Annotated in this window: 25 protein-coding genes and 1 riboswitch; of the genes, 3 read left to right on the forward strand and 22 right to left on the reverse strand. The window is 67.5% G+C overall.

The features are described from left to right. Positions 1 to 14 precede the first annotated feature (14 nt). Positions 15 to 162: riboswitch (glycine riboswitch) on the reverse strand. A gap of 162 nt (positions 163 to 324) precedes the next feature. After that, complete coding sequence (locus QME70_02180) at positions 325 to 492, reverse strand: hypothetical protein (GenBank protein MDI6893420.1); 168 nt, start codon at positions 490 to 492, stop codon at positions 325 to 327. Between the two features lie 938 nt (positions 493 to 1,430). Between QME70_02180 and QME70_02185 the strand changes: the two genes are divergently transcribed. Both QME70_02185 and QME70_02190 read left to right on the forward strand, forming a co-directional pair. Then, positions 1,431 to 1,613, forward strand: a complete 183-nt coding sequence (locus QME70_02185) for a hypothetical protein (GenBank protein MDI6893421.1) — start codon at positions 1,431 to 1,433, stop codon at positions 1,611 to 1,613. Further along, positions 1,610 to 3,271, forward strand: a complete 1,662-nt coding sequence (locus tag QME70_02190) for an ABC transporter ATP-binding protein (protein ID MDI6893422.1) — start codon at positions 1,610 to 1,612, stop codon at positions 3,269 to 3,271. The genes QME70_02185 and QME70_02190 overlap by 4 nt, the downstream gene beginning before the upstream one ends. A gap of 85 nt (positions 3,272 to 3,356) precedes the next feature. On the opposite strand, the gene QME70_02195 is transcribed toward QME70_02190, so the two are convergent. The 15 genes from QME70_02195 to cpaB (QME70_02265) all read right to left on the reverse strand — a co-directional run bounded on the left by QME70_02195 (position 3,357) and on the right by cpaB (QME70_02265) (position 17,376). Beyond that, entirely contained in the window at positions 3,357 to 4,382 is a 1,026-nt protein-coding gene (locus QME70_02195) for a hypothetical protein (protein MDI6893423.1), read from the reverse strand. A 387-nt stretch (positions 4,383 to 4,769) separates the two neighbouring features. Then, entirely contained in the window at positions 4,770 to 5,276 is a 507-nt protein-coding gene (locus tag QME70_02200) for a hypothetical protein (protein ID MDI6893424.1), read from the reverse strand. After that, complete coding sequence (locus QME70_02205; protein MDI6893425.1) at positions 5,197 to 5,631, reverse strand: nucleotidyltransferase domain-containing protein; 435 nt, start codon at positions 5,629 to 5,631, stop codon at positions 5,197 to 5,199. Before QME70_02205 ends, QME70_02200 begins: the two co-directional genes overlap by 80 nt. A gap of 214 nt (positions 5,632 to 5,845) precedes the next feature. Beyond that, complete coding sequence (locus QME70_02210) at positions 5,846 to 7,636, reverse strand: hypothetical protein (GenBank protein MDI6893426.1); 1,791 nt, start codon at positions 7,634 to 7,636, stop codon at positions 5,846 to 5,848. Continuing rightward, positions 7,633 to 8,421: an ABC transporter ATP-binding protein gene (locus QME70_02215; GenBank protein ID MDI6893427.1), complete on the reverse strand. Its 789-nt coding sequence runs from the start codon at positions 8,419 to 8,421 to the stop codon at positions 7,633 to 7,635. The genes QME70_02210 and QME70_02215 overlap by 4 nt, the downstream gene beginning before the upstream one ends. A gap of 18 nt (positions 8,422 to 8,439) precedes the next feature. After that, positions 8,440 to 9,513 (reverse strand): GerMN domain-containing protein, encoded by a 1,074-nt coding sequence (locus QME70_02220; GenBank protein MDI6893428.1) that lies wholly within the window; start codon positions 9,511 to 9,513, stop codon positions 8,440 to 8,442. Between the two features lie 738 nt (positions 9,514 to 10,251). Then, positions 10,252 to 10,542 carry a hypothetical protein gene (locus QME70_02225; protein MDI6893429.1) on the reverse strand — a complete coding sequence of 97 codons (291 nt, stop codon included), beginning with the start codon at positions 10,540 to 10,542 and terminating at the stop codon, positions 10,252 to 10,254. A 147-nt stretch (positions 10,543 to 10,689) separates the two neighbouring features. After that, positions 10,690 to 11,241: a pilus assembly protein TadG-related protein gene (locus QME70_02230; protein MDI6893430.1), complete on the reverse strand. Its 552-nt coding sequence runs from the start codon at positions 11,239 to 11,241 to the stop codon at positions 10,690 to 10,692. Continuing rightward, positions 11,241 to 11,714, reverse strand: a complete 474-nt coding sequence (locus tag QME70_02235) for a pilus assembly protein (protein MDI6893431.1) — start codon at positions 11,712 to 11,714, stop codon at positions 11,241 to 11,243. The genes QME70_02230 and QME70_02235 overlap by 1 nt, the downstream gene beginning before the upstream one ends. A 60-nt stretch (positions 11,715 to 11,774) precedes the next feature. Next, positions 11,775 to 11,969, reverse strand: coding sequence for a hypothetical protein (locus QME70_02240; GenBank protein MDI6893432.1), 195 nt, complete (start codon positions 11,967 to 11,969; stop codon positions 11,775 to 11,777). 53 nt (positions 11,970 to 12,022) lie between these two features. Continuing rightward, positions 12,023 to 12,868, reverse strand: a complete 846-nt coding sequence (locus tag QME70_02245) for a type II secretion system F family protein (protein MDI6893433.1) — start codon at positions 12,866 to 12,868, stop codon at positions 12,023 to 12,025. Positions 12,869 to 13,005: 137 nt separating this feature from the next. Continuing rightward, positions 13,006 to 13,713 carry a type II secretion system F family protein gene (locus tag QME70_02250; GenBank protein MDI6893434.1) on the reverse strand — a complete coding sequence of 236 codons (708 nt, stop codon included), beginning with the start codon at positions 13,711 to 13,713 and terminating at the stop codon, positions 13,006 to 13,008. Next, complete coding sequence (locus tag QME70_02255; protein ID MDI6893435.1) at positions 13,622 to 15,136, reverse strand: CpaF family protein; 1,515 nt, start codon at positions 15,134 to 15,136, stop codon at positions 13,622 to 13,624. Before QME70_02255 ends, QME70_02250 begins: the two co-directional genes overlap by 92 nt. Before the next feature lie 12 nt (positions 15,137 to 15,148). Continuing rightward, complete coding sequence (locus tag QME70_02260) at positions 15,149 to 16,660, reverse strand: P-loop NTPase (protein ID MDI6893436.1); 1,512 nt, start codon at positions 16,658 to 16,660, stop codon at positions 15,149 to 15,151. Beyond that, positions 16,657 to 17,376, reverse strand: a complete 720-nt coding sequence (gene cpaB, locus QME70_02265; protein MDI6893437.1) for a Flp pilus assembly protein CpaB — start codon at positions 17,374 to 17,376, stop codon at positions 16,657 to 16,659. Before cpaB (QME70_02265) ends, QME70_02260 begins: the two co-directional genes overlap by 4 nt. A gap of 266 nt (positions 17,377 to 17,642) precedes the next feature. Between cpaB (QME70_02265) and QME70_02270 the strand changes: the two genes are divergently transcribed. Beyond that, positions 17,643 to 19,304 carry an S-layer homology domain-containing protein gene (locus tag QME70_02270; protein MDI6893438.1) on the forward strand — a complete coding sequence of 554 codons (1,662 nt, stop codon included), beginning with the start codon at positions 17,643 to 17,645 and terminating at the stop codon, positions 19,302 to 19,304. Here the strand turns inward: QME70_02270 and QME70_02275 are convergent. Genes QME70_02275 through cpaB (QME70_02300) form a run of 6 tightly spaced genes read right to left on the reverse strand, consistent with a single transcriptional unit; the run spans position 19,294 to position 25,825 of the window. Then, positions 19,294 to 19,686, reverse strand: coding sequence for a DUF192 domain-containing protein (locus QME70_02275; protein ID MDI6893439.1), 393 nt, complete (start codon positions 19,684 to 19,686; stop codon positions 19,294 to 19,296). The genes QME70_02270 and QME70_02275 overlap by 11 nt on opposite strands. Continuing rightward, on the reverse strand, positions 19,683 to 20,594 hold the full coding sequence (locus QME70_02280; GenBank protein MDI6893440.1) for a type II secretion system F family protein: 912 nt from the start codon (positions 20,592 to 20,594) through the stop codon (positions 19,683 to 19,685). The genes QME70_02275 and QME70_02280 overlap by 4 nt, the downstream gene beginning before the upstream one ends. Positions 20,595 to 20,607: 13 nt before the next feature. Beyond that, complete coding sequence (locus QME70_02285; GenBank protein ID MDI6893441.1) at positions 20,608 to 21,675, reverse strand: type II secretion system F family protein; 1,068 nt, start codon at positions 21,673 to 21,675, stop codon at positions 20,608 to 20,610. Between the two features lies 1 nt (position 21,676). Then, complete coding sequence (locus tag QME70_02290; GenBank protein ID MDI6893442.1) at positions 21,677 to 23,098, reverse strand: CpaF family protein; 1,422 nt, start codon at positions 23,096 to 23,098, stop codon at positions 21,677 to 21,679. After that, a complete protein-coding gene (locus QME70_02295) occupies positions 23,095 to 24,444 on the reverse strand; it encodes a response regulator (GenBank protein MDI6893443.1) in 1,350 nt (449 codons plus the stop codon). The genes QME70_02290 and QME70_02295 overlap by 4 nt, the downstream gene beginning before the upstream one ends. A 13-nt stretch (positions 24,445 to 24,457) precedes the next feature. Then, on the reverse strand, positions 24,458 to 25,825 hold the full coding sequence (cpaB, locus tag QME70_02300; GenBank protein ID MDI6893444.1) for a Flp pilus assembly protein CpaB: 1,368 nt from the start codon (positions 25,823 to 25,825) through the stop codon (positions 24,458 to 24,460). Positions 25,826 to 25,827 lie beyond the last annotated feature (2 nt).

The raw sequence follows: 25,827 nt of genomic DNA on the forward strand, positions 1-25,827 counted from the left end.
AACCCACTCAGGAAGTGAGCTCCCCTGTCCTTGCACCTGAGAGTTTCCTTCTCCTCGAAGTTGCCCCTTCGGTGGCGGTACCCCGGCGACTGCCCCGGCCGCGATGGAGTCAGGCTCCTGATCCGTTGCCACGGGTACCCGCGCCTCTCCAGAGGTTGGTCCGGCTGCGGTGCGCCCGCCACCCCGGTCCTGCGCACGGCCTGCCTGCGGCCCGTCCGGAGCCGGCCTCCCGCAACCCTCATCCCGGCTCTTCAGTTGTCGCGAGGGCTGGTATCGCAGCCCAGCTTTCTATTCGACCCCCACGCCGTTTTTCCTCCTTGGAGCTTACACGCACCCCATGACCACAGGCCCCCAGGAGAAGAGATCGGCCAGGAAGCGCGCCACGATGGGGGCCTCGATGCCGTGCCTCAGGAAGAGGAGCCCGAGGAGGACGCCGGCACCCGTCGCGTAGACCCAGTTCGTCCTCGTCTCCTGCCCCGCCGGGCACCTCACATACCTGCCCGGAAAGGTACGCCAGGACGCAGAAGATGCCTTGATACCGAAGAACCGAAATAAGACGGCGTCCTCGGCCGATTGGCACGTATGATGGAGGTCGCATGAGGTCATATGGAGAGATGGAATGACCGTGCCCCCAGCGTAGAGCGGCGATCTTCCGAAACTTGTCGCATGGGGTTGGAAAATTCATAGATATGCAGCAGGAATTGGTGGGTTGGATGGCGCATATCACTACCTGGAAAGGAGGGAGGAGTGAGCATGGAACACATTACCAAGGAAACGTGGCTTAAGAAGGAGACCACGTCTGGGCGGGTAGGTGAATGGATGGGAAATCGAAGCCGTGACGGATGGAGTAGATCTGGAATACTATGTCCCTCTCCTCAAGGAACACAGCATATCCCAGATTCAAGTTACTCTAAATGGTCCGAAGCATATACAGGACATCCGCCGCCCGTCAGCTGATGGACGGGGTTCCTTTGAGGCCATCGTCCGCTCCGTTGACGCTGCGTTGGCTGCTCAGTTGCCTATCGCAGTCAGAGTGAACGCCGACAGGCAGAATGTCGAGTATGCCCCAGAACCGGTAGATTTCTTTAGCGCACGGGGTTGGTTAGACGAATCACGGTTCGGAGCATACTGGGGTGTGACTTTCGATCTTCAAGGCCGACACCCATACTGCGCTCCGGCTCATGTGATGTTAAGAAGGGTATTGGAAATCCGAAAGCGATATCCGCTAACCAAGCGAATCAGCCTTGAGGCTTGGGAGGCTCTGCAGTTCCTTCTTTACCCCTATCTGCTTGGGGAGCCGCGGTTGCCCAAGTTCTTTTTCTGCGGGGCTCACCGGAATGAGTGGTGTTTCGACCTCTATGGAGATGGGTACTTCTGCGCAGACGGTGTAGGGCGGGGGGAGTTCAGAGTAGGGAAGTACGATCCGGTGCTTGCACTGGACCAAGGACGAGCTGCACTATGGCGGGAACACGACGTTCGCGGCCTACTGCACTGAACAGGTGTGGTCGGCGCTGGCCACCACCCTGGAGTACCTCCACAGTTCACCCGAGGTATTCGTACGCGAGGAATTTGAGCTACCAAGGAAGATGTCGGAAGGAAGAGCACAGGGATGAGAGAGCGGTACAGCCGCATCGTTCGTTTCTGGCGTGCGCATGTGTTCAGGTACCGTGCTATGTGGGGTCTCGCGCTCGCTCTACAGCTTTTGTTCTTCGCGATCAGCGGGGTCCTCCCCTTCTTCTTCAAACGGGTCATCGATGCCCTGACCGTGCTTGATGGGGGCCTCTTTGTCACCTGGATTGTCGTGTTCCTGGGCGCGGAGATTGCGCAGGTCTTGCTGCTCTACGGTCGCGGCTATGCCATGCGCCGCCTAGAGCTGAAGGTGGAACAGGACGTTCAGACCGCCATGTACAGGCGGTTCCACACCATGCCCTACGAGCAGGCGCTCAAGACCAAGGTCGGGGAGGCGCTGCAGCGTCTCACGAGCGACGTGCCGCGCTGCTCTCCGCTCATCATCAAGAGCTTCTCCGAGCTCCTCGGGCACATCGTGCTCGTGCTGATCGTGCTGGCGCTCACGTTCGTGATGGCCCCGCTCCTGGCGGGGATTTCGCTGGCGTTCGTAGCTGTCTACACAGTGGGCTTCCGGATGTATGGGAAACGGGCTGCGGTAGTCGCCACCCGCAGGCAGGAGGTCGAGGCCCAGTACATCGCCGAGGCCGAGGAAGGCCTGGGGGCCCTGTACTCGGTGCGCGTGCAGGCTGGCCTCCGCGGGGTGATGCGCCGCTTCTCCCAGGCGCTTTCCGCCTACCTTCGGGAGGGTTTTGCCCTGTACAAGCTGAACCTCCTGTTCCAGGGCGGTTTCACCACCTCGATCACCGTCGCCTCGGAGGTGGCCATCCTCCTCACCGGGGCGTGGCTCATTTTCCGGGGAGAGAACACGGTGGGGACGCTAGTCGCCTTCAGCCAGTATATTAACTGGCTGTACGTGTTCGTCAACTTCATGTCCGGCTTCGCCGCGGAGATCGAGCCGGCGCTCGTGTCGTTGGAGCGGGTTCAGGAGGTGCTGGCCTGGACCGGTGACTGGACTGTCGAGGAGCCCATCGCCCCGACCGCACTCCCCGATCACCCGTACGCCATCGAGGTGCGGGGCCTCGATTTCGCGCTGGGTGATGTCCCCATCTTCCCAAGGTTGTCTCTGCAGATCGAGCGCGGAGTGACTACGGCCGTGGTCGGCCGAAGCGGCCTGGGCAAGAGCACGCTTCTGAACATCATCCTCGGCCTCTATCCCGTCCCGCCGGGCAAGGTGTTCCTCTTCGGCCGGGACGTGGCGACGATGCCTCTTTCCGAACGCATGGGGTTCTTCGCGGTGGTGGAGCAAGAGCCGAGGTTTCTGAGCGGGGGTCTGGCCACGGAGCTCGCTTTTTCCCACATAGTAGCAGACCTTGCGGGCGTGGCGCAGAGCTTTGGGCTGGGCGAGTTTGTGGAGCGCCTTCTTTCGCGCGAGATCTCGTCAGCAAAGCTCTCCGAGCTTTCGGGCGGTGAACGCAAGCGGCTTGGCATCCTGCGGGGCCTTTTGCGCGAGGCTCCAGTGCTGCTGCTCGACGAGCCCACCGCGTTTCTCGACGAGGAAACGGCGAAACGGATCCTGGCCGGGATAAGCACGAACTACTCGGGGAGGACAATAGTGGTATTCTCCCACGATCCCCTGGTCCTGCGGTACTGCCAAGCGGTGGTGGACCTGGCGGCCACGCAGGAGCACGGGGCGAGTTCCTAGCCCAAGTTCACCCCTGAGGTTTCTGCGCAAGGGCGATACCTTATGTCATCATGTCGTTCCCGACCCGTATCTGGCAGGCACGCCGTCAACTTTCCGGCACTATCAGCCTTCCGTCACGTGTGCGGACGATCCGTTGCGCATGAGCAGCCACCTCTGGATCGTGGGTGACCACCACTATCGTAAGCTGGCATGGGTCAGCCACCCGTACAGGACCAGACCAATCCCCCCGCCCAGCCCCCCGCATACGGCAGCGACCAGCACCTCTTCCGTGAGGAATACCCGTAGCACCACCCACCAGGACAAGATGCCCCCTGCGCCGGCGCAGGCTGTACCACGCGTACCCCAGGAAGGAGAATCCTGCCCGCCCAACCGGAGACGACGAGTACCGCGCCGCCGCCACCCCCTCCCACGGGGTTACCCTCCTCAGTTCGGCGAGCACCAGCAGACCTGCCGCCAGGGCAAGCACCACGGTCACAGGTCCGGCCAGCAGGGCCTTCCCAGGGGGTATCCTTAGACCCAAGGGGCGGCTCACGACCGGTGCAACCGGAAGCGAAACACCAGCCGCCACCATTCCCACAAGAAGCAGTTCCAGAAAATTCGCCACCGCCAGCCCAGGGCAAGGAGCAGGCTGAGTTCCTGCCGCCGCCTGTTGCAGGTTGAGCCTGCTCATGTGCAGAGCAAACGCCCCGGCCGCCAGCAGCATGACGGAAGAAAGCATTACGCTGTCACCCTGGACTCTCCTGCAGACGTCCAGGTGCAATCCCTTCTGTACCCAGGGTTCTTCAATCCAGCCCACACCTTCCGCGTCGCCGTATCCGGGAAGGTACACGTTGACCCGCCGCGGCGATGAACCCGCCGTGATGTCAACATGCAGGCCCGTCACCCGGGCAATCTCAGAGGCCACCACCTCCAGCCGCCTCTGCGTTTCCGGGCTGCGCTCGCGCGCCCCCTTCACCCGCACGCGGACGGTGCTGATGCAATCGTCCCCTACCAACTGCCGGGCTGGTTCCAGCGTGGTGATGAGTACCGCCGGCAGTTGGAGGTACCCGGCGGGCTCCAGGGTGGGCTTGAGCCACCCTCTGGACGCTGAACCTCGCCCCGGCGCCGGCACCGCCCTTGCCGCCGGCGGGAAGTAGGTCTCCGGGGGGACCGGGTTCAGAGAGGTCCCGCCGGGTGCTCCTGTGCACCCACGGGCTGCGCGATGCCGCCGAGATATGCTCCCGGTTCACGATCCTGGTGCGTTCTCTCACGCCGTCGGGTCACCGGCTCGAGGTAACCGCCCTCTTTCCCGAAAGCCTCCTCACCCTCGCCACCCTCCAAACGCGTCAACACCCGCTTCGACCACGGCATCCTGGGCTGGAGCATCGCCATCTCCTTTACTCTGGCCCTGCCTCACCCAGTACTGGTCGTTCCGCGGAAACATGGCCCAACCAGTCACCCACGTCCTCCGCCAACGAGTGACGTGCCCTTCCCGCGCGCGGTGCGGGCCGCTTACGGGCTACCCAAGATCAAACTCGGACTCGTCATCACTCGCCCTTTCCATTTCGTGCAGGAACTCCACGAAACTTCGGCCCTCCTGAGCCCACAATTCCCTGAGGCGGAAGGCCTTTTTCAGCACCAGTTCCACCCTGTCCGGTTCCAGGTCAACATCGTACGCATGACGGAAGAAGTGGCGAAACGCTCTCAGCTCGTTCAGGCACCGAAACCCTTCATCCCCCACCAACGCCGGCCTCAGCCCCTTGACCGAAAGCCGCATCCTTTCCAGCAGACTCCTGTGCCACCCTCCGCTGTCAACCGCGTTCCCGAATACTTCAGCAACTGACTGAAACACTCTCTCGTACCCGGCGTAAAGCTGGTTCAGGTAAAACGCGGTTTCCACCACGCAACTGTAGTCCCCGGTAGCACGGTACCGCCGCCAGCTCTGGTCAATCCTTTCGTAGAGCCGGGCCTGCCTCCGGTTCGCGTCTTCTATTTGACTGATGAGAGTCAAGAGCTTCTCTCTCATAAACCACCACTCCCTCAGCCCGAACCTTTTCTGCGAAGGGAAGGCGGGCCAGATCCCGCACGTCGACCCCCCGCTCAAGCCGGCTATCCAGTTCCGCCCACAGGCCGAGCAGGTCTGTGAACGAAAGGTCTCCCTCTACGGCCAGATCGACGTCCGAATCAGCATGCCAGCGACCGGTCAACACGGAACCGTACAGGTAAATCCGATCGACGGAGAACCGCGGCGCTACTTCTGCTACGGCACTACTTAGACGGGCAATGATCTGCCGCCGTTCCAACTGCCTGCGCCGCTCGAGCGCCTGGCTCCTGCGCAAGAGAAGCCTGTACGCACGGGCCGCTTCCTCGGGCGAAAACACCGTACCACCTCAGTTCCACACTAAGGATATCACAGGCTTCCTGCCACCGAAAGGTCCTCGGTCCAGTGCCGCGCGCGCAAGGCAGAACCCAACACACCCGGCATTACAGCGCAACGAGGCCGGTCTATCCTGACCCCAGGAAACATCACAAAGGCTGGCCGCGTTGGCGCGGGGCGTCACCTGTTCCGAACCTCCCGGCGGCACACGCTGTGGTTCATGGATGGGAAGAAGTTGGCTCCCGGGTATCGAGGTGGCGCCCGGCCAGGGCCACCGGCACGGTCGCTGCGCAGGTACTCGATCCCAGCACGATTACCAGGCCCACCGCCCGCAGCCAGGCCCGCACCCCCGCCCAGGACCCCGCTCCCATCATCCAAACCCCGACTGCCAGGACGGCGGCATAGCCGGCTTCCAGAAGAAGGCTCAGCAGGAACGCCCAGCCCGAGGTCCGCTGGCGCGGGTCCCGGGCGGTGAAGTTAGGGTAGAGGGCGCCGGCAGCCACGTTGAGCGAAGCCAGCCCCGGCGCGACGACGAGGACGAAGACGGCCATGAGCAGCACGGCCCGGATGCCGCCCCCCAGGACCAGGCCGAGCACGGGGGCCAGCACCAGCCCCGGGACGACCACCAGGGGCATGACACCCAGGACCTTCCCCCAGAGGATCTCCTCGCCGGCCACCGGCGTGCTGCGCAAGAGAGGCCAGCCCCTGCCCTCGCGACCCACTGCCCCCACGCCCAGGTACCCGGCCAGCCCCGCCAGCAGCAGGAAGGCCGCTCCCAGGCCGGCGTACAGCCCGCCAGTACCGGCAAGGAAGCCCGGGCTCCCACCCTTCATAACGGGGACCACTACGGCCACCCCCATCACCACCACCAGGTACAGGGCCTGGGCCCACTCCCGCATGTCGCGCGCGATGCTGCGCACTTCCTTGGCCGCGAGCGCCAGCACCGGCGATGGCAGGCCCGCGGCCGGCCGCGCGGCCCTGGTGGGGGCCACACCGGCCGCGGGCGCGTGACCGACGGCGCGGGCCGCACCCGTCCCGGCCGCCCCGTCAGCAGCCTCGGGCACGGCGACTGGCGCCGGGGCGACGCGTCGCTGTCGGGGGAGCCGCCGGCGACGCTGCCGGCGGCGCACCTCACCGCTGCCCGCCCACCCACCGTAGAACGCCTTCTGCACGAGCAGGAACGACAGGGCGAAGAAAACCAGGGAACAGGCGGCCGCCAGCCCAAACCAACCGGCGAAGGAATCGGCCGGTCCCCGCACGGCAGTACGGGCGGCCTGGGCCAGCCACCAGGCCGGGGAATACCCCGCACTGGCCAGGCCAAAGCGCCCCACCATCTGGGCCAGCTCCTGTGGGCTCATCCCGGCCGCATAGCGCGGGCCCAGCTGACCCAGGGCATAGAACGCCGCCGCCAGCAGCGAGCCCAGGGCGGCGCCCAGCTCCTTCACCCGGTAGGGCGGGATGAGGCGCATGGCCAGCAGGTTCAGGGAGGTGCCCACCGCCGCGGGCAGGAATACCGCCAGGAAGGCCAGCACGAGAGCCGCCGGGTAGTACCACCATCCGGCCCCCACCCCGGCCCCGTACCCCAGGGTAACCGGCAAAACCAGCAGGATGACCCACAGGGACTCGGCCGCCAGTATCTCGGCGAACTTGACCGTGAAGACCTGCCTGACGGTAAGGGGAGCACAGAAAAGGAGGGGCAGGTCCGAAGACGAGTACATGGTCACGAAGGCGGTCCCGAAGGCGGTGAAAAGGCAGATCGCCAGACCCACCAGGTAGACGCCCGAGAGCAGGAGACTCTCCATGCCAGTGAACATGGCGGCGGCCTCCGGAGGCATCCCCGGCAGGCCCCGCGCCGTCCAACCGAACACGTAGCGCGAACCCAGGAAGGCCACCACACTCCATACCACGCCGAGGAAGGCCAGGATGAGGCTGACGGCCGCCGCCACGTGGGACCGGCGGGCCAGGGAGCGCCAGAACAGCCGGAACTTCCACGCGAACAGCCGGCTCACGAGGCGGCCTCCTCCCCCAGCAGGCGGATCACTTCCTCGTACTCGGTGCCCCCCGTAAGCTTGAGGAAGATGTCCTCCAGGGTGGCGGAATCCTCCCGGGCCTGCGCCCGCAGTTCTTCCATGGTCCCGCAGGCGATGAGGTGTCCGCGGTCGATGATGCCCACCCTGGTGCACATGCGCTCGGCAATCTCCAGGACGTGGGTGGACATGAAGACGGTCACCCCCCTGCCGGCGAGAGCCCGCAGCGTGTCTTTGAGCACGCGCGCGCTGCGCGGGTCCAGGCCTACGGTGGGTTCGTCCAGGATGAGGACGCGCGGCTCGTGCACCAGCGCCCCCGCCACCGCGATCTTCTGCCTCATGCCCCGGGAGTAAGACTGGATGAGGTCGTCCCCCCGCTCGCTCAGGCCGAAGAGCTCCAGCAGTTCCGGAATGCGCTCGTTCCTGCGGCTGCCGTCCACCCTGTACAGGTCCGCCATGAAGGTCAGCAACTCACGCCCGGTCAGCTTCTCATACAGCACCGGTTCGTCGGGCACGTAACCGAGCAGAGCCTTGGCCCGCACCGGTTGGGTCTGGATATCGTGGCCGCCGATGAGCACCCGCCCTGCCGTGGGCCGCAGCAGCCCGGTGAGCATGCGGATGGTGGTGGTCTTGCCCGCCCCGTTTGGCCCCAGGAACCCGAACAGGTCCCCCGGCCCCACCTCCAGGTTGAGATCATCCACGGCGGCCAGCGTCCCGTAGCGCTTGCACAGCCCCTCCGTCCTGATCAAAGGTGTCCCTCCCCCCATCTGCCACCGGCGCCCGCGTCAGGGCCCGCAGGCAAAAACATCCACGATGATGCGGGCCGGGTCCGCAAGAGACCACAGGCGCCAGCCGTAGGCCCGGACGGGCCGGAGGGCCAGGCTGAAAGCGTAGGCCCGATCGTCCTCCAGCGTGTCCCAGCGCACCACCTCTGCCCGCCAGTCCCCGAGTTGCACTTTCTGGCCGGGCGCCAGGGCAGCCACCTTCGTCCCCCGCACGCCGTTGATGGTGATGCCGATGACGCGGGCAGTGGCCGAGTAGGTGGCCACGGTGGCGGGGATGATCGGGGACGTCTCGCCCTCGGGTCCTTCCAGCTGGAACACCAGGCGGAACAACCCCGGGTGGGCCGACCAGCGCACCGAAGCCAGCCAGAGCCCGTCTATCGGCTCCCCCACCTCCTGCCGCGGGGAAACATCGAGGAGCGATGGGCTGCCGGACAGGCAGTCGGGAAGCCCGATGTGACCCCAGAAGTCCTCGATACGCATGCCGTCGACGGCGCCCCGGTTCTTTCCCTCGACCAGCAACTTCACCTTCTCCACCCCGCGGAACTGCGCGAGGGTGAAGTACAGGGCATTGAGCGCCAGGGCTTCGGTGGTGGAACTGGCACCGATCTCGCTCGCCCGGGTGATCACCTCCCGGCTCAGGTCCACCACGGCCACGCCGTCGGCCACCTTCACGCCCAGCACCCGCGTGCTCGCGGGAAGGACGGGTCCCAGCCCGCTCTTCTTCTCCACGGCAGTGGGGCCGGCCACCAGAGCCTGCACCGCCGCCGCCGGACACCCATCTTCCGGCACGGCCACCGAGCGCAGCGCCGGCTCCAGCTTCGTCTCCCGGGCAGAGAAAACCACGACGGGTGCCGGGGCTGGCGGCTGCCCCGGACCCCCTGGTGGCTGCTCACCGCCGCCCGCGGGGGGCGCGCTGCCCTGCGGGGGGCCCGTTTCCCCGACACCGGGACTTTGGGGAGGCGGGCCCTCCTGCCCGGGGCCGGGTGGCCGGCCGGATGATCCAGAAAGACATCCGCCCAGGATCAACAGCACCGCCATCAGCACGACCGGAACCGGATACCGGTACCTGCCCAAGAACCACACCCCCGAAGCCCCCCGCGGCTCACGCCGTGCGGGAACCGGTCCGCGGTGCCCGCCTTAGCCTACCACATCCGTGCCCAACAGGCGATCATAATGAGTAGTGGCTGCCCGGCGGGCTACAACCAGGGCTGCCGCCTGGCGGGCGGGCAGCCCGTAGGTGTCCCGTACTTGAAGTAGCCCACCAGCGAAGGGCTCTTACCTCCTTATGCTGCAAGGGGTTAACCTAATGCATATTGTGTTTACTGGAGAGGTGAAAGCCGTGAGGGCAGTCGTCATCCTGGCGCTGTTCACCATAGCCGTGCTTGCCGTGCTCTTCCTCGAGTAGGGCTGACAGTTCCGCGAGGAGGCGGGGTGAGGTCGAGGCCGCACAGTTCTGGCAGGGGGTGGCCAGGCACAGGTGGGGCGTGTCTGTGCCGCCCCCGGGTCATTCTACGGCGCCCGTTTCCTGCCGGGTGGCCGGGCCTCGGGTGCGGGAACCAGGCCGGCAAGCACTACCTGTTCCAGGTCCTCGACGATCGGGAATCGTGGTTGGAGATCGTGCGCACCGGCGCGGGGAGACTGGTAAGGACGGTGGTGTGCAGGAACGCACACGCCATATACGGCGTCTGGTCACCCCACGGATCCCGCACGGATCCCGCATTGCCTTCCTGCGGCTGGAGGACAGAAGCGCGACCATATGGACGAAATAGCGCCGCCAATCGCGCACAGGTTGGGCATCCTGGAGGTGGCAGATCAGCAGCTCAGCATAGCGATCTGTCCGTGAACCTCTTCGCGCAACGCAGCCATGCCCGCATGAACCTCTCCGCGCAGCGCGGCTACCTCCCCGCTGAGCCGCTGGTCAAGGCGGTCAAACCGCTGCTCCAGGCGGTCGGCCCGATCCTCCATCCGATCCATTCGCGGATTAAGCCGCTGCTCCATACCCTCGACCCGCTTGTCGAGGGAGTCCAGCTTCCACACAAGTACGTCCCACGGGCTCACAGTTGCGGCTTCCTGCTTCCCGGCCTCGTCGCCCACGCCGAGCACCCCGCTTCACCTCCATGATACCCGACCCTGTCCAGCCAGATCAACCGCCCGCCTCCGGTCCACCGAGCCGGCGGTTGAGCTTCCGCTGTTGAACGCCACGCCGGGGTGTCGACAGCCCCGGAACTCGTCAGGGACCCCCGCCTCGTGTCAACGCCGGGATGATCGTTTTTCGACCACACTGGCGTCCGCGTGGGCAGCCAGGCGAACCTGGTGCGTCCACCAGACCAGGTGGACGGGCACGCTCACCTCCACCCATACGGAGACGGTAGGGTCACGGATGAACCGGCCTGTGCGGGGGTGGATCGTGGGGCCCTCCGCCACGTTGATGACGTACACCTGCACGCGGCTGCTTCCCACCACCCCACCCAGGTCGCGCAGGTTTTCCGTGGTGATCCGGTCGGCCGCGAGCCTCGCCCGTTCCTCGTCCAGGTACCTCTCGCCCTCCGCCAGCCGTTCCAGGTCCACTTCCTGGGCACCCGCCAGGGCCCCCAGGTCGGCAGCCGCCTGCGCCCACCGGGCAAGCACGAAGAGCCGCCCCGTCTCCACCACCAGGGCCATGGCGGCCACCAATACGGGGAGAAAGGCCACCACCAGCACCAGTACCGCTCCGGACTGGCCGGTCACCAGGCTGGCCGGCCACGATCGCCCGGGCGCCGGCACGTCAGTGTTCGCCCCCTTCAACTGCCGCCCGGCAAGCATCAGCGCACCTTCTCGCTGCGCGTGACCGCTTCCGCCTTGAGTTCCACCCCGCGACCCCCAACCCACTCCAGGGCATGGGTGAGGAAGGTGTAGGGGTACGAAACCCGCGCGTGGACCACGGTTCCGTAACTCGCCTGGCGAGGCCAAATCTCCACCGCGGCAAGGCCGGGGTCAAGCGCCCCCAACTGGAGCGTCTCTTCCGCCCGCTGGTACGCTTTCGTGGACGCTCCACCGTCCACCGCCGCCTGCCGGGCGGCCTCCCGGGCAGCCATGCTCACCACCAGTTGCGCATCCAGCACCAGCCCCAACTCCACCATGCCCAGGAGCATGGTAACCAGGAGCCCGGCCACCAGGGCAAACTCCACGGCAGCCGCCCCCCGCTCCCCACCGGCCAGCCCCCGCCCGACAGGACCGCTGCGGACGGGCGCACTCCTGAGCCGGCAAAGATGCTGCCAGGGGGAGTCCACCCGCATAGTGCACACCCCAACCCACCTCCTGCACCTGCATCTCCGGTGACAACCCCTTGCGGTTGCCTACCGGGTCAGCTCCTGGATCACCTCCTGGAGCTTCCCGGCCACTGCATCGCGCAACTGCCCCAGGGTAGTCATGAGAGCGATAACTATCAGAGCCAGGATCAGGGCGTATTCAGCTGTGGTTGCCGCCGTCGAAGGGGCCAGGAATCCGGCAAACCGCCATAGGGCCCTGTGGATCTTCTGAATCACTGCCATGGTTGCCCACCTCCAGGTGATGGAATAGAAGCGGTAGACCATACCTCACGGCTCTACCAGCGAGAAAGGAAGACCAGCAACTGGGGCACAAGTACCAGGGCCAGCACCGAGGGCAGGAACAGGCACACCGTGCACAGCGAGAGTTTCAGGGGAGCGGTGGCGGAAGCTGCCTGCAGCCGTCGCCGGCTGGCTTCCCGCAGGCCTTCCGCCTGGGAGCGCAGGATGTCAGCCAGAGGGATGCCCAGAAGCTCCCCCTGCCGCAGGGCTCCGCCCAGCGCCCTCAGCTCAGGGGAATCGTACTTCTCCCCCAGGTCCGCCACCAGTTGCGCAGGAGGAACAGCGTCAAGGACCGCGCGCACTTCCCTGCCCAGCCTGCCCCCTGCCGCCAGAGCCCCCTCTTCCAGCGAGCCCCTGAGGTTCAGGCCTGCCTGCTGGCACACCACCAGGAAATCCAGGAACTGGGGCAGCGAGGCTGCAATTTCCCGGGCCCGCGCCCGGCGTATCCGACCCTCCGACCAGCCGGGTAGCAAACCCCCCGCCACCGCCGCGGCGAGGACCAGAAGGGGCGACGGCGCCGATCCGGCCACCAGGGCCGTCGCCGTGGCCGTCACACCCACGGCGGCCGCAGCCATCACCCTGCGGCCCAGCCGGCGGGTGTGCGTCCTGTTGCCAGGCACGGCGACACTCGACGCGCCTGCCGCGGAGACCCTGTTCACGCCCAGCCGGGACAGCAGCCGGACCAGCACCTCCCCCACCCTCTCCTCTGCAGTCGTCAAGAACCCGAACCAGTCCCGGTCCCGTTCGGGTATGGTCAGGCGCCCCAGCGGCCCCGGGGCGAAGGCGGACGACGCCGACAGCCACATTGCCATTCCGGCCAGGACAGCTGCAAGGGTCGCCACCGTCGCACCTCCCGTTTTGGCCTTGCCGGACGAAGCCCACCGGCTGCCGGACGCCCCCATGTACCGCAAGGCCCCGTGCCACTGGAAGCCGCCCTCACCCGCAGAAGTCCTCGCTGGACCTGAGGGCCCCGCCGCTCCTACCGGGGCGGCCGCAAAAGAAAGAGGGTGACCGCCACGCCCAGCAGCCACGTCATGACAGCAAAGCCAAGCGCCAGCTGACCGGCTGAAGTCTCCGCCACGACCCGCCACGTCTCGCTCTGCGATCTGGCGGTGGCTATCATCACCAGAGGTGGCACCGATGCCACCACTGCCGCGGAAAGACGTGCTTCCGCCCCCTGCGCCCAGGCGTCTTGGCGATCACGCCTCCGCCGCTCCAGAGTGGCGGCTACCTGGGCCAGTGGGGCCGACATGCTGCCACCCACCTGCCGCACCAGTTCCAGGGTGTCCACCAGAAGGTCCACGTCCCGCGATCCTGCCCGCATCTTCCAGGAGCGTAGGGCTCCCGAGAGGGAGATGCCCAGGTGATACTCCCTGAGCACCTGCTCCAGTTCCCCTCTCAGGGGACCGGATACCTGGCGGACGGCGTGCTCCAGGGCACCGGGAACACTCATCCCCACTCCCACCGCCCCGGCCAGGATTTCCGCCAGGCGGCCGAGCTGGGCCTCAATGGCACGCCGGTCCCGCCAGGAAAGCAGCACCGTCCGGAGTCGCCCCGGGCAACTCAAAGGCTTCCGCACCGCCGGTTCGCCAAGCCTACCCGCGAGCCGGCCCGGCGTCGTCCTGAGCAGCAGGTCCGCGCCCAGCACTGCCAGGAACACCACCATACTCACCCAGGGCGCCGTCATGCCGGATTCTCCCTCCCGTCGCGCGCGGCACCGGGGCCACCGCGGGGCCCCCGGGGCGATCCACAGGGGCACCGGGGCCGTCGCCCGCTGACCTGTCGATTGCAGAGGTCCCTCCCTGTCGCCAGGCGGGCACCGCCAGCCCCTCCCTTGCCATTCTTTCAGCCTGACCGGGCTCAAAGGCCGGCTCGGCCACCCGCTCGAAGCGTTCCGTGCCGCCGGAATCGGCTGCGTACCGGAAGACGGGGTGAAGGGGCAACCCGTCCGTACTAACCAGGCTCACTTCCACCACTCGCCTGCGTCCGTCGTGAAAGCGGGCCTGCTGCACGATGACATCCAGCGCGCTGCGGATTTGCTGCCGTATCGCGTTGAGCGGCAGGTTGGCCTCGGCCATCAGCACCATGTTTTCCAGGCGTGTCAGGGCCTCCGCGCTCGAGTTGGCGTGCACCGTACAGGCCGACCCCGGGTGACCGGTGTTCATGGCCTGCAGCATGTCCAGCGCCTCCCCACCCCGGCACTCGCCCACCACGATACGGTCGGGACGCATGCGCAGCGCGTTCCGCACCAGTTGTCGCATGGTGACCTCGCCCCGCCCCTCGGCGTTGGGCGGGCGGCACTCCAGTCGCACGATGTGGGGAAGATCCGCGCGCAACTCCGCCGAGTCCTCGATGGTGATGACACGCTCTCTCGCCGCCAGTGAACTGACCAGAGCACCCAGGGTGGTGGTCTTGCCCGAACCGGCCCCGCCGCTGATAAGGACGTTGAGCCGTCCGCGGAAGCACAGGGAGAGGAAGTCCGCTACCTCAACACTCATGGTCCTTAGATCGACCAGGTCCTCCAGGGAAAGGGGACGGCCCGGGAACTTGCGCACGGTGAGCACCGGGCCCACCAGGCTCAAGGGTGGGATGACCACGTTGATGCGGGAACCATCGGGGAGCCTGGCGTCGGCGTAGGGCGAGGAAACATCCACCCGCCGGCCCAGGGGTGCCACCATGCGCGTGACCAGGTGCATGAGGTCTTCTTCGTCCCGGAACGTTATCCCGGTGGGCTCGATTCTCCCCCGCCTTTCCACGAACACCTGTCCGGGCCCGTTCACCATCACTTCGGTGATCTCGGGGTCGGCCATCAGAGGTTCCAGGGGCCCATATCCCACCATGGCCGATGTCAGCTCGTCGGCCAGGACCTCCCTGCTCAACCTGGCGTGGCCCACATTGTCGCGCACCAGCGTCTGCAGGACGACCGACCTGAGCTTCTCCCGGCAGCTGCGGTCCCGCCGGGCTTCGTTGACCAGCCGGCCGTACTCGTCCAGAAGACGGGGCTGCAGCGCACGCAAGAGGTCATCCAGCCTGGGTGTGCTCTCGCCGTCGCCTCCGGGTACCCCGGCCGACGGCGGCAGGGCCGCCAGACGCTTCAACAGCCCGCCCACGAGAACCCCCCCTCAGAGCCGCGCCGGGCGATGGGATGCTCGGCGGAGAAACCAACCCCGCCTTCGTTCGGGCGCGCGCGCCGGTGCATCCGGGGCGGGGATGATGCCCTGGGCCAGGTCGAACAGGGCGGTGGCCAGGGGACCGGTGTGGCGGAGGAGGTAAGGGGTGCCCTGCATCACGGAGCGGCACGCACCGGGGTCGTCTGGCAGCAAGGCCACGGGGGCCATCCCGAGAAAGGCGTGGATGTCCCGAGCGTCGGGGGCGCCTTCATGGTAGCGATTGACGACCAGGCCTATTGCGCCCCGCTGTATTCCCAGCCTGGGCATCAGGTCCAGGAAGACCCGGGCCTGATACAGACAGGCCGGATCCTGTACCACTACCAGCAGGATGCGGGTGGCACTCTCCAGGGCCTGGCAGAGTGCCTCGTCGCAGGGGCTGGGCGCAGTGTCGATCACCACCACCGGAAAACTTCCCCTCGCGCTGGCCAGAACCGAACGCAGGTGATCCTGCCCGATGAACTCAGCCATCTCCGGGCGCGAGGGACCCTTGAGCACGTATAGCGCCGACGGAGGGTGCCTGACCAGGTGCTCGCGCAGCACCTCCGGGCTGACCTCCCGCCCGGAATTGAGGAGATCCAGCATCCCGGGTCCTCCCTGCAGGTTGAGGTGAATGCTGACGTCCGCCGAAGGCAGATCCCAGTCCAGCAAGAGCACTTCCTGTCCCCGCGAGGACAGCGCGGCGGCGACGTTCACGGCGACGAAGGTCTTTCCCACTCCCCCCTTAGGGCTGCAGACGGTCACCACCTGCGGCGTGGGAAAACCCTGCCACCCCCAGCCGGATGCTGCCACACGAGCGGCGCCAGCCGCGGAACCGGTCCGGGCCGGCTCCGGCGGGGATGGGGGCGGCCGCGATACGTCCACCGGGCCGCTGGTCGCAGCGACCCCCCGGGGAGACAGGGGTGGACGCGGCGCGTCGGCGGCGGCACCGGTGGCAGCCCTGGTCGGACCGGGCAGACTGGAGGGCAGACCCTGCACGGCGGGCTGCGGCGCAACCATTGCCGCAGAGGGCGGCGGCGCGGGCCGAGCGAGCGGCTGCGGGCCGGCCGGGGTGGATGGCGACGACTCCGGCGCCGCGGACGTTGCGGCCGGGTGGGAGCCACCACCATCGCCGCCGCCAAGCATCTGCCGGACGGTCTCGACCAGCCGGCGGTAGTCTGGCGGTGAGGGAAACACGTGCCAGCCAGCGGGCAGTTGCCCGGGGTCGGGCGCCTCTGACGCCCGCACCATCACCACGGGCAGGTCCGGGAACAACCAGGTCAGGTTGCCGGCGATGGCCCCCAGGTCGTAGGTCCCTTCCAGGTCGGGGGCGAGTACCAGCACGCGCGGCCGGTACCGGTCCAGGGCGCCGAACAGCAGCTCTGCCTGAGTAACCTCCGCCGCGGGGGGAATTCCGCTGCGCTTGAGAGCCACAGAGAGCAGCGGGTCCCGCCCGGCCACCATGACTCCGGCCCCATTCGCGCTCATGGGACGTCCTCCCGAGACGAACCCTCACCGGTGGTCTGGGCACCTGTACCGAAAAACAGGTTATCCCAGGTCACCCCGGGCGTGGCAACGACCTGGGGCTCGAACGGGCACAGCGCCAGATACAGGGAGCCATGCTCCAGGGCAAAGGCCAACCGCTCCGCCTCCTCCACGGTGACTGCCAGCAGCACGCCCAGGGGAAGGTCTTTGCCCCGCGTCCAGGCCTGCCCGCGCTCGTCGCGCACCCCCAGCACTCTGACTCCTGCAACGAGAACCCGTGCCACCTCGGGCTGGTCCGGAACGTCGCTCACGAAGACCACGTCCACCAGGCTCCCCGGCTGCAACGCACCTCCGCCCCACCGTTCCATGGGGATCGGTAGCAGCATCGCCCGCAGCTGAGGGGGCAACTCGCAACCCGGCCCCGCTTCCTCGCGGGACCGGGTCCGGCTCATCAGGACCTGTTCGCCCGCCACCAGGTCCGCGGCGGTCACCCGGCCGAGCGCATCCCGCAGAGACCTCAGCGCCTGAGCGTGTATGGCATCCCGCGGCAGCATCACCACCCGGAGGTCACCCGCCCCCAGCACCTTCCCCATCGGCACGGGGCCGGCCGCCACCACCACCGGATACCTCCGCCCCAGGCCATCCAGGTAAAAGTAAACCGTCAGGGCCGCCGCCAGCGCCAGCACCACACTGCCTGCCATCCGCCATCTGCCTGCCACAGCCCCACCTCCCCGCCAACCCCGACCACTCGCAAGAGAAGGCGCGGGGAGGCGAACAGACGCCGGCGGCTCCCGAGTCGACGCCTGCCCCTCCACGTACGGCCTGTGTGCATGCTTGCCCCCCTTCCGCTCGCGCGGCCGTCACCCCCGGGGCAGTCCGCCTCCCCATTTCGACCTTATCCTACCATGGTCCCCAGATCTTGTCAAGCACCCCGAAATATGGGAGAATAGGGGAGCCGGCGGCCCCCTCCCTGGAGGTGAGGACAGTGGGAACCGGTATGTCGAACCCGCGCAGCGAGGTGGCCGCCTGCGTCCGCCTGCTGCTGGCAGCGGTGCTGGTGGTGGGAGTGGCAGCCACCTTTCCGGCACCCGCAGGGGCTACCCACGGGGCTACGCCGGGGGACCCGTGGTACGAGGACGTGTCATCCCGCTTTTGGGCTTACCGGGACATCCGCATCATGTGGGAGGAAGAGTGCGCGGACGGGTGGGTGTTCACCCGCTGGCGATGGACGCCGTGGGGCGATTGGGAGGAGACGCTTTCCCGCTTCTACCCCAACGATCGCATCAGCCGGGCGCAGTACGCCCTGCTCATGGCCAAGACCTTTCGCCTGCAACCCAAAGATGACTCCCGCCCGACCTTTGCCGACGTTCCCCGGGGTTTCTGCCTTTACGGCGACGAGCCCGCATACGGGTACATCGAAGCCCTGGCCGCCCGGGGCTGGGTCATGGGCGTAGGGGACGACGGGTTCCTGCCCCACGAGTTCATCGAACGCCAGCACGCCGTCGCGTTGCTGATACGGGCACTGGGCCTGGGCCCCTTCGCCCGGGCGATGGCGGCCGAGGCGAGCCGATACCTGGACCGTTTCCCGGACGGCTGTCAGGTGGATCCCTCGATGGCGCCCGAGATGGCCCTGGCCATCCGGCTGAGGATCATCATCGGTTACGACGACGGCCGCCTGCATCCCCGTGACCACATCTGGCGGTGCCAGGCCGCGGCGCTCATGGTGCGATCAGCTCTCATAGACGCCACCGCCGACCCGCCCCGCCTCAGCCCCGACGGGGACGGCGTGGAGGACACCGCCACCTTCAGGTTCCGCACCCTGAAGAATCGCTCCACCCGGAAATGGAGCCTCTCCATCGGCAACCTGGAGGGCGAATGGTACCGCTCCTTCTACCCGGAGGGTTGCCCGGGCGAGCCACCTCTCTGCCTGGCCTGGGACGGCCGCGGCGATGGGGGGCGGACCCTTCCCGACGGCACCTACTTCTACCAGGCCTGGATCGTCGACTCCCGCGGCGAGACGTGGCGGTCCGCCCTCAAACCCCTCACTCTGGAAAGGAGACGACTGTGGGGACAGATCCATCCCGCCCACGTGGCTCCGGCCGAACGCCTCGTGATCGACGCGTCCACCACCGGGGGAGCCCAGCGGGTGACTGCTCACACGGGCGGCGTCCTGCTCGAACTGGTCCCCGCCTCGCCTCCTGAGATGGTAGGAAGCAACCGCTGGCACGGGACCTTCACCGCACCCGGGGACGGAGAAGAAGGATCCCGGCGGGTCAGGCTGGTGGCCCTGTTTCCGGGCACCACCCGCTCCCTCGATCTCAGCTACTACCTGCGCGACCCCCTCAGCCTCACCGGAACCCTGGACCCCAACCCCGCCCGCGCAGGCGGCCGCATACGGGTGCTGGCCTTCACCAGCCCCAACGTGTCCTCGGTGCGAGCGGACCTTCCCTGGGGCGAGCGGATCACCCTGCTCGCCCGCGAAACAGGCACCTGGGTGGGGAGCTTCCGCACCCTGCCCGACACCGCCGACGGCGCCTACCCGGTGCTCCTCGAAGCCAGGACGGGCGGAAGAAGTCGCCAGCATCCCCTCCAGCTCATCATCCAGGGCTCGTCTCTCGAGGACCTGGCCATCGTCCTCAGTGACTGAGCGGATCTCGCGCGTGGGGGTCCGCCTGGACGGCGCTGACCGCCAGCCTGTCTCCCGCCGTAGTTGCCGTGGCCATAACCGTGCCGGCAGGGAGCTCCAGCACGCACGTGGCAGCCCTGACCCATGGGCCCCATCGGTTGGGCCTCATGAGGGTACACGCCAGGATCACCCGACCGTTGCCGGCTATGTACAGCGCGTCGATAGGAAACCTCATGCCGAAGGTGTGGATGCCTCGACATGGCGTGAGGAGCAGGCCCTCTCCGGGGGCAAGACCCCGCCTGCCCAGCAGGCCCCGCAGCCGACTCAGGCAGATATCGGCCACCCACGCCCGGTCGGCCAGGATCGTTCCTCGACTGGCATTAGTAACCCGTACTGCCTTCACGGCCGGAGGAACGCCCCCAGGATATGCAGGACGGCAGGCCCCAGGATGATCACCAGCAGGGAAGGGAAGATGCAGAAGACGAGCGGGAACACCAGCTTCACGGGAGCCTGCATGGCCAGTTCCTCGGCCCTCTGCTTCTGACGCCTCCGCATCTCGTCGGACTGAACCCGGAGCGCCCGGGCCAGCCCGGTGCCGAGCTGCTCCGCCTGGATGATCGCCCCGGCAAAGGCCCTGAGTTCCGCCAGGCCCACCCGGTTGGCCAGGTGCTCCAGTGCCTCTGCCCGGGTGGCTCCCACGTTCACTTCTCGAAGGTAGACCTGCAACTCATCGCTCAAAGGTCCGGGCAGCTTCTCGGCTACCTTCTGCAGTGCTCCGTCGAACCCCACGCCGGCCTCCACGGAGACACACAGAAGGTCGATGGCATCAGGCAGGCGCTTCCTGATGGCGGCGCGTCGCCGCGAGATTACCCGCCCCAAGATGAAGTCGGGCAGGCAGTACCCCACCACCGGCCAGGCCAGGAACGACACCAGGGAAAGGCCACCCGACCCGGTCCCTGCCCAAACCAGCGACACGGCCATCCCCCCCAGGCTGCCCAGCAGCTTGGCGGCAAGCAGGCTGTCGGCGGGCAAAGGACGACCGGCATGCTCCAGCCTCTCCTGGAGTTGCCGCCTGATGCGCGTCGGGGTCCAGCGCACTGCCACCTGTCGGAGGTCCCGAAGCACTGGAGCCAGGGCCCGTTCCCGGAGAGGCGCCCGGTCAGGCCGGGGTGCTGGCGCCCCCCGGCCCATCCGCTGCAGTCGTCGGGCCAGAGCAGTCTCTTCTTCGGTGGGAGCGACGACGGCGTACGTGAGCGCCCACCCCGCCAGAAAGCTCAACGTCAGCAAACCCAGGCGCAGGTAAGCTTCCATTCCCCGAGGCCCCCTACATATCCACACTGACCAGCTTGCGGATGACGAAGAAACCGATCACGGCCAGCAGGGCAGCGGCACCCAGCATCAGTTGCCCGAGGCCACTCGTCACCAGGATCTCCAGATACTCGGGGCTGAGCCACCATATCAGCGCGCCGAGGACCAGGGGCAGGCTCCCCACGATGATCCCGGACAGTCGTCCCTGGGCGGTGAGCGTGCGGACCTCCCCCCGCAGGCGCAAACGGTCGCGGATCGTCTCGCCGACGCGGTCGATCACCTGGGCAAGATTGCCGCCGGCCTCCCGCTGAACGCTGACGGCGGCCACCACCAGATCCAGGTCAAGGCTACCGACCCTTGCCGACAGGCGGCGGAGAGCATCCTCCAGGGGGACGTTCACACGTGTCTCCTGGACCAGCCGTGACAGCTCCGGGCCGAGGGGTGCCGGCACCTCCCGGCTCACCGTGTCCGCCGCCTGCAGAAAGGACTGGCCTGCTCGCAGTGCTCCCGCTATCATGGTGAGCGCGTCCGGCAACTGGCGCTCAAAGGACGCGATACGCCGGGCCACCCGCCGCCTCAACCAGAGTGAGGGAATCGCCCCGCCTGCAGCGGCGCACGAGAGGACCAGGGCAGGCCTTTCGAACAGGAGGCCTGCAACGGTGCCCACCGCAGCGGTCACCAGGCTCAACAGGCAAAACTCCGCCGGCGTAAGTTCGATCGCCCCCCGGAGCAGGGCCTTTTCGAGCCTGCCGGGGGAGACGAGGCTTCCGAGCCCGTGCCCCACCCGCCCGTCCGGGCCACGGGTCCGCCAGACCACGCGGCGTATCCACCGTGCCGTCCGGCGTACGCCACCCGCGACACCGCCCTGGCCGTCCGGCCTGCTGCCGGCACGGTGGCGTCCGGTGCCGGGCCGCTCCGATGCCCCACTGGGACGCTCGGCTGAGCTGGTGCAATGCTCCAGCGCATCGCCCGGACGGCGGCTCGGCCGTTCCCACCTGGCCGCGGGGACCGGGCGGGCGGGCCAGATGGCCCACAGAGTGGTCAGCACGGCGGTCGCGAAAACCGACGCGAGCACCACACCCATCTTACCTCGCCTCCCTGCCGTCGGGGTTGAACAGGCCGGGCGGAAGGTCCACCCCGGTGCCGGTCAGTCGCTCCCAGAAGCGAGGCACGATGCCAGTGGGCCGGTGTACCGCAATCAGCCTGCCGTCGGGTCCGATTCCCGTTATTTCCAGCCGGAACATGTCCTGCAATACGATCACGTCCCCCTCCATCCCCTGCACCTCCGTGACGTGGGTGATGCGGCGGGTGCCGTCCTTGAGACGGGCCTGATGGATGACCAGGTCCAGGGCCGCCGCTATCTGCTCCCGGACCGCACGCAGGGGGAGGTCCATCCCCGCCATGAGGGCCATGGTCTCCAGCCTCGACAGCAGGTCCCTCGGCGAGTTGGCGTGGACGGTGGTCAGGGAACCGTCGTGACCGGTGTTCATGGCCTGGAGCATGTCCAGGGCTTCGCCCGTGCGCACCTCGCCCACCACAATCCGGTCGGGCCGCATCCGCAGGGCATTGCGCACCAGCTGTCTGATGGTGATCTCCCCCGCGCCTTCCAGGTTGGGAGGTCGTGCTTCCAGGGAAACCACGTGTTCCTGCTGCAACCTCAATTCTGCCGCATCCTCGATGGTGACGATCCGCTCGTGCCTGGGTATGAACGAGGAAAGCACGTTCAGGGTCGTGGTCTTGCCGCTACCGGTCCCGCCGGAAACCACCGTGTTGAGGCGCGCGAGCACCGCAGCCTTCAGGAAATCGCAGATGCGCTGATCCACCGTTCCCAGGCGTACCAGATCCGAAGCGGTAAGGGGCTGGCGGCTGAACTTACGTATGGTCAGCGTGGGACCGGTCACCGCCACGGGAGGGATGATGGCGTTCACCCGCGAACCGTCGGGGAGACGGGCGTCCACCATAGGGGAGGCCTCGTCGATGCGCCGGCCCAGGGGGGCCACGATGCGCTCTATGAGATCGAGCACCTCCTTGGGCCCGGAGAAGCGCACCGGGGTCGGCTCGATACGCCCGTTCCGTTCGATGTAAACCTGATACGGACCGTTGACCATGACTTCCGTGACCGTGGGGTCATCCAGGAACGCCTGGATGGGCCCGTATCCCACTATGCTGGCGGTAATGGCGTCGGCCAACCCGTCCTGCTCCAAAGGGGAAACCCCTTCCTCGCCCAGGACTGCCATGATTACTTCCCGGACCTCGGACCCCGGCGCGACCTGCTCCTTGCGGGTGGCCAGCCGTTCCAGCAACCTGGCCTGCGCCTTGGCCCGCAGCGCGGCAACTGCCGCCTGCTGGGGCTGTTCCGGTGCCCGGGGCCCCGGCGGCGGCGCAGGTTGCCGCGGAGGTTCCGGCTGGCTGGACGCACCGGGCAAGAACGGGGCACCCCGGGCGGAGCGGTCCTCCCTGCCGGGCGATTCCCCTGCTTTCTCCATGACGCGCCGATACAGGCTCATGCTCCACCCCCCTGCCACCTCATGATTCCCTCGGGGGCCCAGCCCGTCCCCACCAGACGGTCGTAAACGGAGGCGCTGCGAGCGGGTGTCGCCCGCGCAGGCCGCGGCGGCCTCCGTTGCCGGTCGCGCACAGGCTGGGCGGGTACCTCCCCGAGGCCGTCCACCACCTCCCCGGTGGCCTCCCCACCCGGCCCCGCCAGGCTCTCTCCCATCCTTACCAGGGCCCGGGCCACCTCGCTCCGGCCGCGCTTGAGGACAAAAGGTTGGCCGCGATCGGACGCCCCCAGCACCGTGCCTTCGTCTGCAGGGATGACGTAGGAAACGGGATGATCCAGGCCGCGGGATATCTGCTCGAGCTTTATCGAGCGCTGGGGATCGTACCGATTCACCACCAGGCGCACTTTCTCGGACGGGTAACCCAGCTTGCCCAGCAGCACGTCGAGGATCCGCCCCGCGCGGTAAAGCACAGGCACCTCGGCGGTCGTCACCAGCATGACGACCTGGGCAGAATCCAGGGCCGCCAGTGTGGCCTCCCGAAAAGTGCTCTGGGTATCCACTACCAGGTAGTCGCACAGACGGCGGAGGCGGGAGATGACCTGGGTTACGTACGGTCGACCCGCTTCCCTGCGTGCCTCCCCGTCCACCTCTGCAGCCAGGTGCGGTTCGGGCGGAGCCGCCAGCAGCCCGGGAAGGCCCGCCGTGCCGGGGGTAAGGACCTTGAGTATCATGTCGTCGGTGAGCTCCCCCTCGCGGCGGCACAGGTCGATGATGCTCGTGCGCGGCTCCACACCCATAAGGGGCCCGGCCACCCCGAACTCCAGGTCCAGGTCCATGAGGACGGCCTTACGCCCGCGCAAGGCGAGCCAGGACGCCAGGTTGACTGCCAGGGTGGTCTTACCCACACCGGCCGGGCCAAAAAACACCACGCTCAGCGCCCCCGAAGCGGGATGGGGAGTGGGAGGCAAGTCCCCCGTTCCATCCACCGCCGCCCTGATGGCAGCCAACAGTTCGTCGGCACCGAAGGGCTTTACCAGGTAGTCCCTCACACCCGCCCGCATGGCCCGGCGGAACTCCTCCGCTCCTGACTCAACCGAAACCACGATTACGGACGTGGGAAGCTGCCCCCGCACCGCCTCCGCCACCTGGGCTCCGTCCAGGCTGGGAAGGCGCATGTCCACCACCATGACATCGGGCCGGAGGGCGATGGCCATGGCGACCGCCTTCGTCCCGTCCTCCGCCTCGCCTACCACCTCCACATCCCCCGAGCCCCCCAGCATGGCTCTGAGGGTGCTGCGCCAGGCGGCGGAGTCCTCCGCGATCAGGACCCGGATCCTGTCTTCCTCCATGCCCGTCACTCCTTCACGGGAGAACCCACAGGAGGACCAGCATCTCGCTCGTGCCTCGCTCCACCTCGTCAGAACGGAGGCTGGCTGGCAAAGCCAGGCGGGAGAGGCCATCAGGTGCTCCCAGACACTGGGCACCCAGGAGCCCATGAATGACCAGGCAGTCCCCCACACCCAGGGTCACTGTGCCGGCCAGGCGCTCGGAGCCGGGCTGCACTTCCTCCGCCCCCAGGGTCGCTTCTGCCCGGCCGTCCGTACCTAACGCGCCCAGAAGGGGCTCCCCGTTAGACCCGGTCTGCGGCACGTCCAGATACCGGAGTTCTGCGCTGGCATCCAGCCTCCAACCCCGTTTGTCGGCGGGTACTCCCACCACCTCCAGGCGGAAGCCGTAGCTGATCCAGGCCAGGCCCCCCCGCCCGGAAACCGGCACGCTCGACTCCAGTTCCCAGCGAACCGGTACTCCGGATCCACCGGACAGCTCTCGCCGGGCGATCAGCCGACCCTTGCCCTGAGTGACGAGAGATTCCACTTCCCTCCGGAAAGACGCATCCCTGGTGATGATGCCGGCGGGCCACCCCCGCCCTAAGCCGAGCGCAGCCAGCTGGCCCGACTGCACCTCGAACATGGCCGCTACCGACCGCAGGGCCGGACCCGGAACGGGCTTGAGGCGGGCGCTTGTTCCGGCCGAAAAGGATGCGGTGGTCAGCTCGATCTCGCCTCTCGTCCACTCCCCCGTGAGCGGGCGCAGGGCCAGGCGGATGCGCCCCGTCTCCTCGGCCAGGGCCAGAGCGATGGCCTGCTCCGGAGTCACTGCCACCGTCACCGATCGCACTTCCCCGCCCGCCGCCTTGGCGGGGGGCACCACCTCCGTGGTCCGGCCCACCGCCACCACCTGGACGTCTTCCAGGAGCAAACGGGACTTGTCCGCCCCTGCCACTTCCCGCGGGAAGGTAGCGATCACGTCCACCCTGTCACCAGGCCGAAGCAACCACGCCACTGCCTTCACTTCGTCGGCAGCCACGGTGACCGCCCGGTACCCGCTGGGAAGGTGGCTGCCCAGTCCCAGGCTGGTGCCGGGATAGACCAGCTTGCTGCGCAGGACCAGCTCTCCGGGCACCAGGGGTACCAGGGTCACCTTGCCTTCCGCCTGGGTCAGGTCCGTCAGCGTCTCCGGGCCCGCCAGGGAAGGAGGCACACCCTTGAGCACCAGGTCCGCAGCCGTCAGCACGGTGCCGGACGACATGGCCCGGGCCGCAGCTACCACCCGTACCTCCTCGGGAGGACGGGGAGCCAGCTTCTGAAGATAAGCGTAGGTGGCTGAAACCGCCACCAATCCTACCAGTACCGGAAGCAGTATGAGCTTCAGTACTTGCCTGCGCGTCATGC

Source organism: Bacillota bacterium, from assembly GCA_030019365.1.
GTDB lineage: Bacteria > Bacillota > Sulfobacillia > JACIYH01 > JACIYH01 > JACIYH01.

Bases quoted from the DNA above. Each gene is read 5' to 3' on its own strand.
- QME70_02190 (MDI6893422.1), top strand. From the start codon at position 1,610: ATGAGAGAGCGGTACAGCCGCATCGTTCGTTTCTGGCGTGCGCATGTG.
- QME70_02200 (MDI6893424.1), bottom strand. From the start codon at position 5,276: ATGAGAGAGAAGCTCTTGACTCTCATCAGTCAAATAGAAGACGCGAAC.
- QME70_02215 (MDI6893427.1), bottom strand. From the start codon at position 8,421: ATGGGGGGAGGGACACCTTTGATCAGGACGGAGGGGCTGTGCAAGCGC.
- QME70_02230 (MDI6893430.1), bottom strand. From the start codon at position 11,241: ATGCTTGCCGGGCGGCAGTTGAAGGGGGCGAACACTGACGTGCCGGCG.
- QME70_02235 (MDI6893431.1), bottom strand. From the start codon at position 11,714: ATGCGGGTGGACTCCCCCTGGCAGCATCTTTGCCGGCTCAGGAGTGCG.
- QME70_02240 (MDI6893432.1), bottom strand. From the start codon at position 11,969: ATGGCAGTGATTCAGAAGATCCACAGGGCCCTATGGCGGTTTGCCGGA.
- QME70_02250 (MDI6893434.1), bottom strand. From the start codon at position 13,713: ATGACGGCGCCCTGGGTGAGTATGGTGGTGTTCCTGGCAGTGCTGGGC.
- QME70_02260 (MDI6893436.1), bottom strand. From the start codon at position 16,660: ATGAGCGCGAATGGGGCCGGAGTCATGGTGGCCGGGCGGGACCCGCTG.
- QME70_02280 (MDI6893440.1), bottom strand. From the start codon at position 20,594: ATGGAAGCTTACCTGCGCCTGGGTTTGCTGACGTTGAGCTTTCTGGCG.
- QME70_02285 (MDI6893441.1), bottom strand. From the start codon at position 21,675: ATGGGTGTGGTGCTCGCGTCGGTTTTCGCGACCGCCGTGCTGACCACT.
- QME70_02290 (MDI6893442.1), bottom strand. From the start codon at position 23,098: ATGAGCCTGTATCGGCGCGTCATGGAGAAAGCAGGGGAATCGCCCGGC.
- QME70_02295 (MDI6893443.1), bottom strand. From the start codon at position 24,444: ATGGAGGAAGACAGGATCCGGGTCCTGATCGCGGAGGACTCCGCCGCC.
- cpaB (MDI6893444.1), bottom strand. From the start codon at position 25,825: ATGACGCGCAGGCAAGTACTGAAGCTCATACTGCTTCCGGTACTGGTA.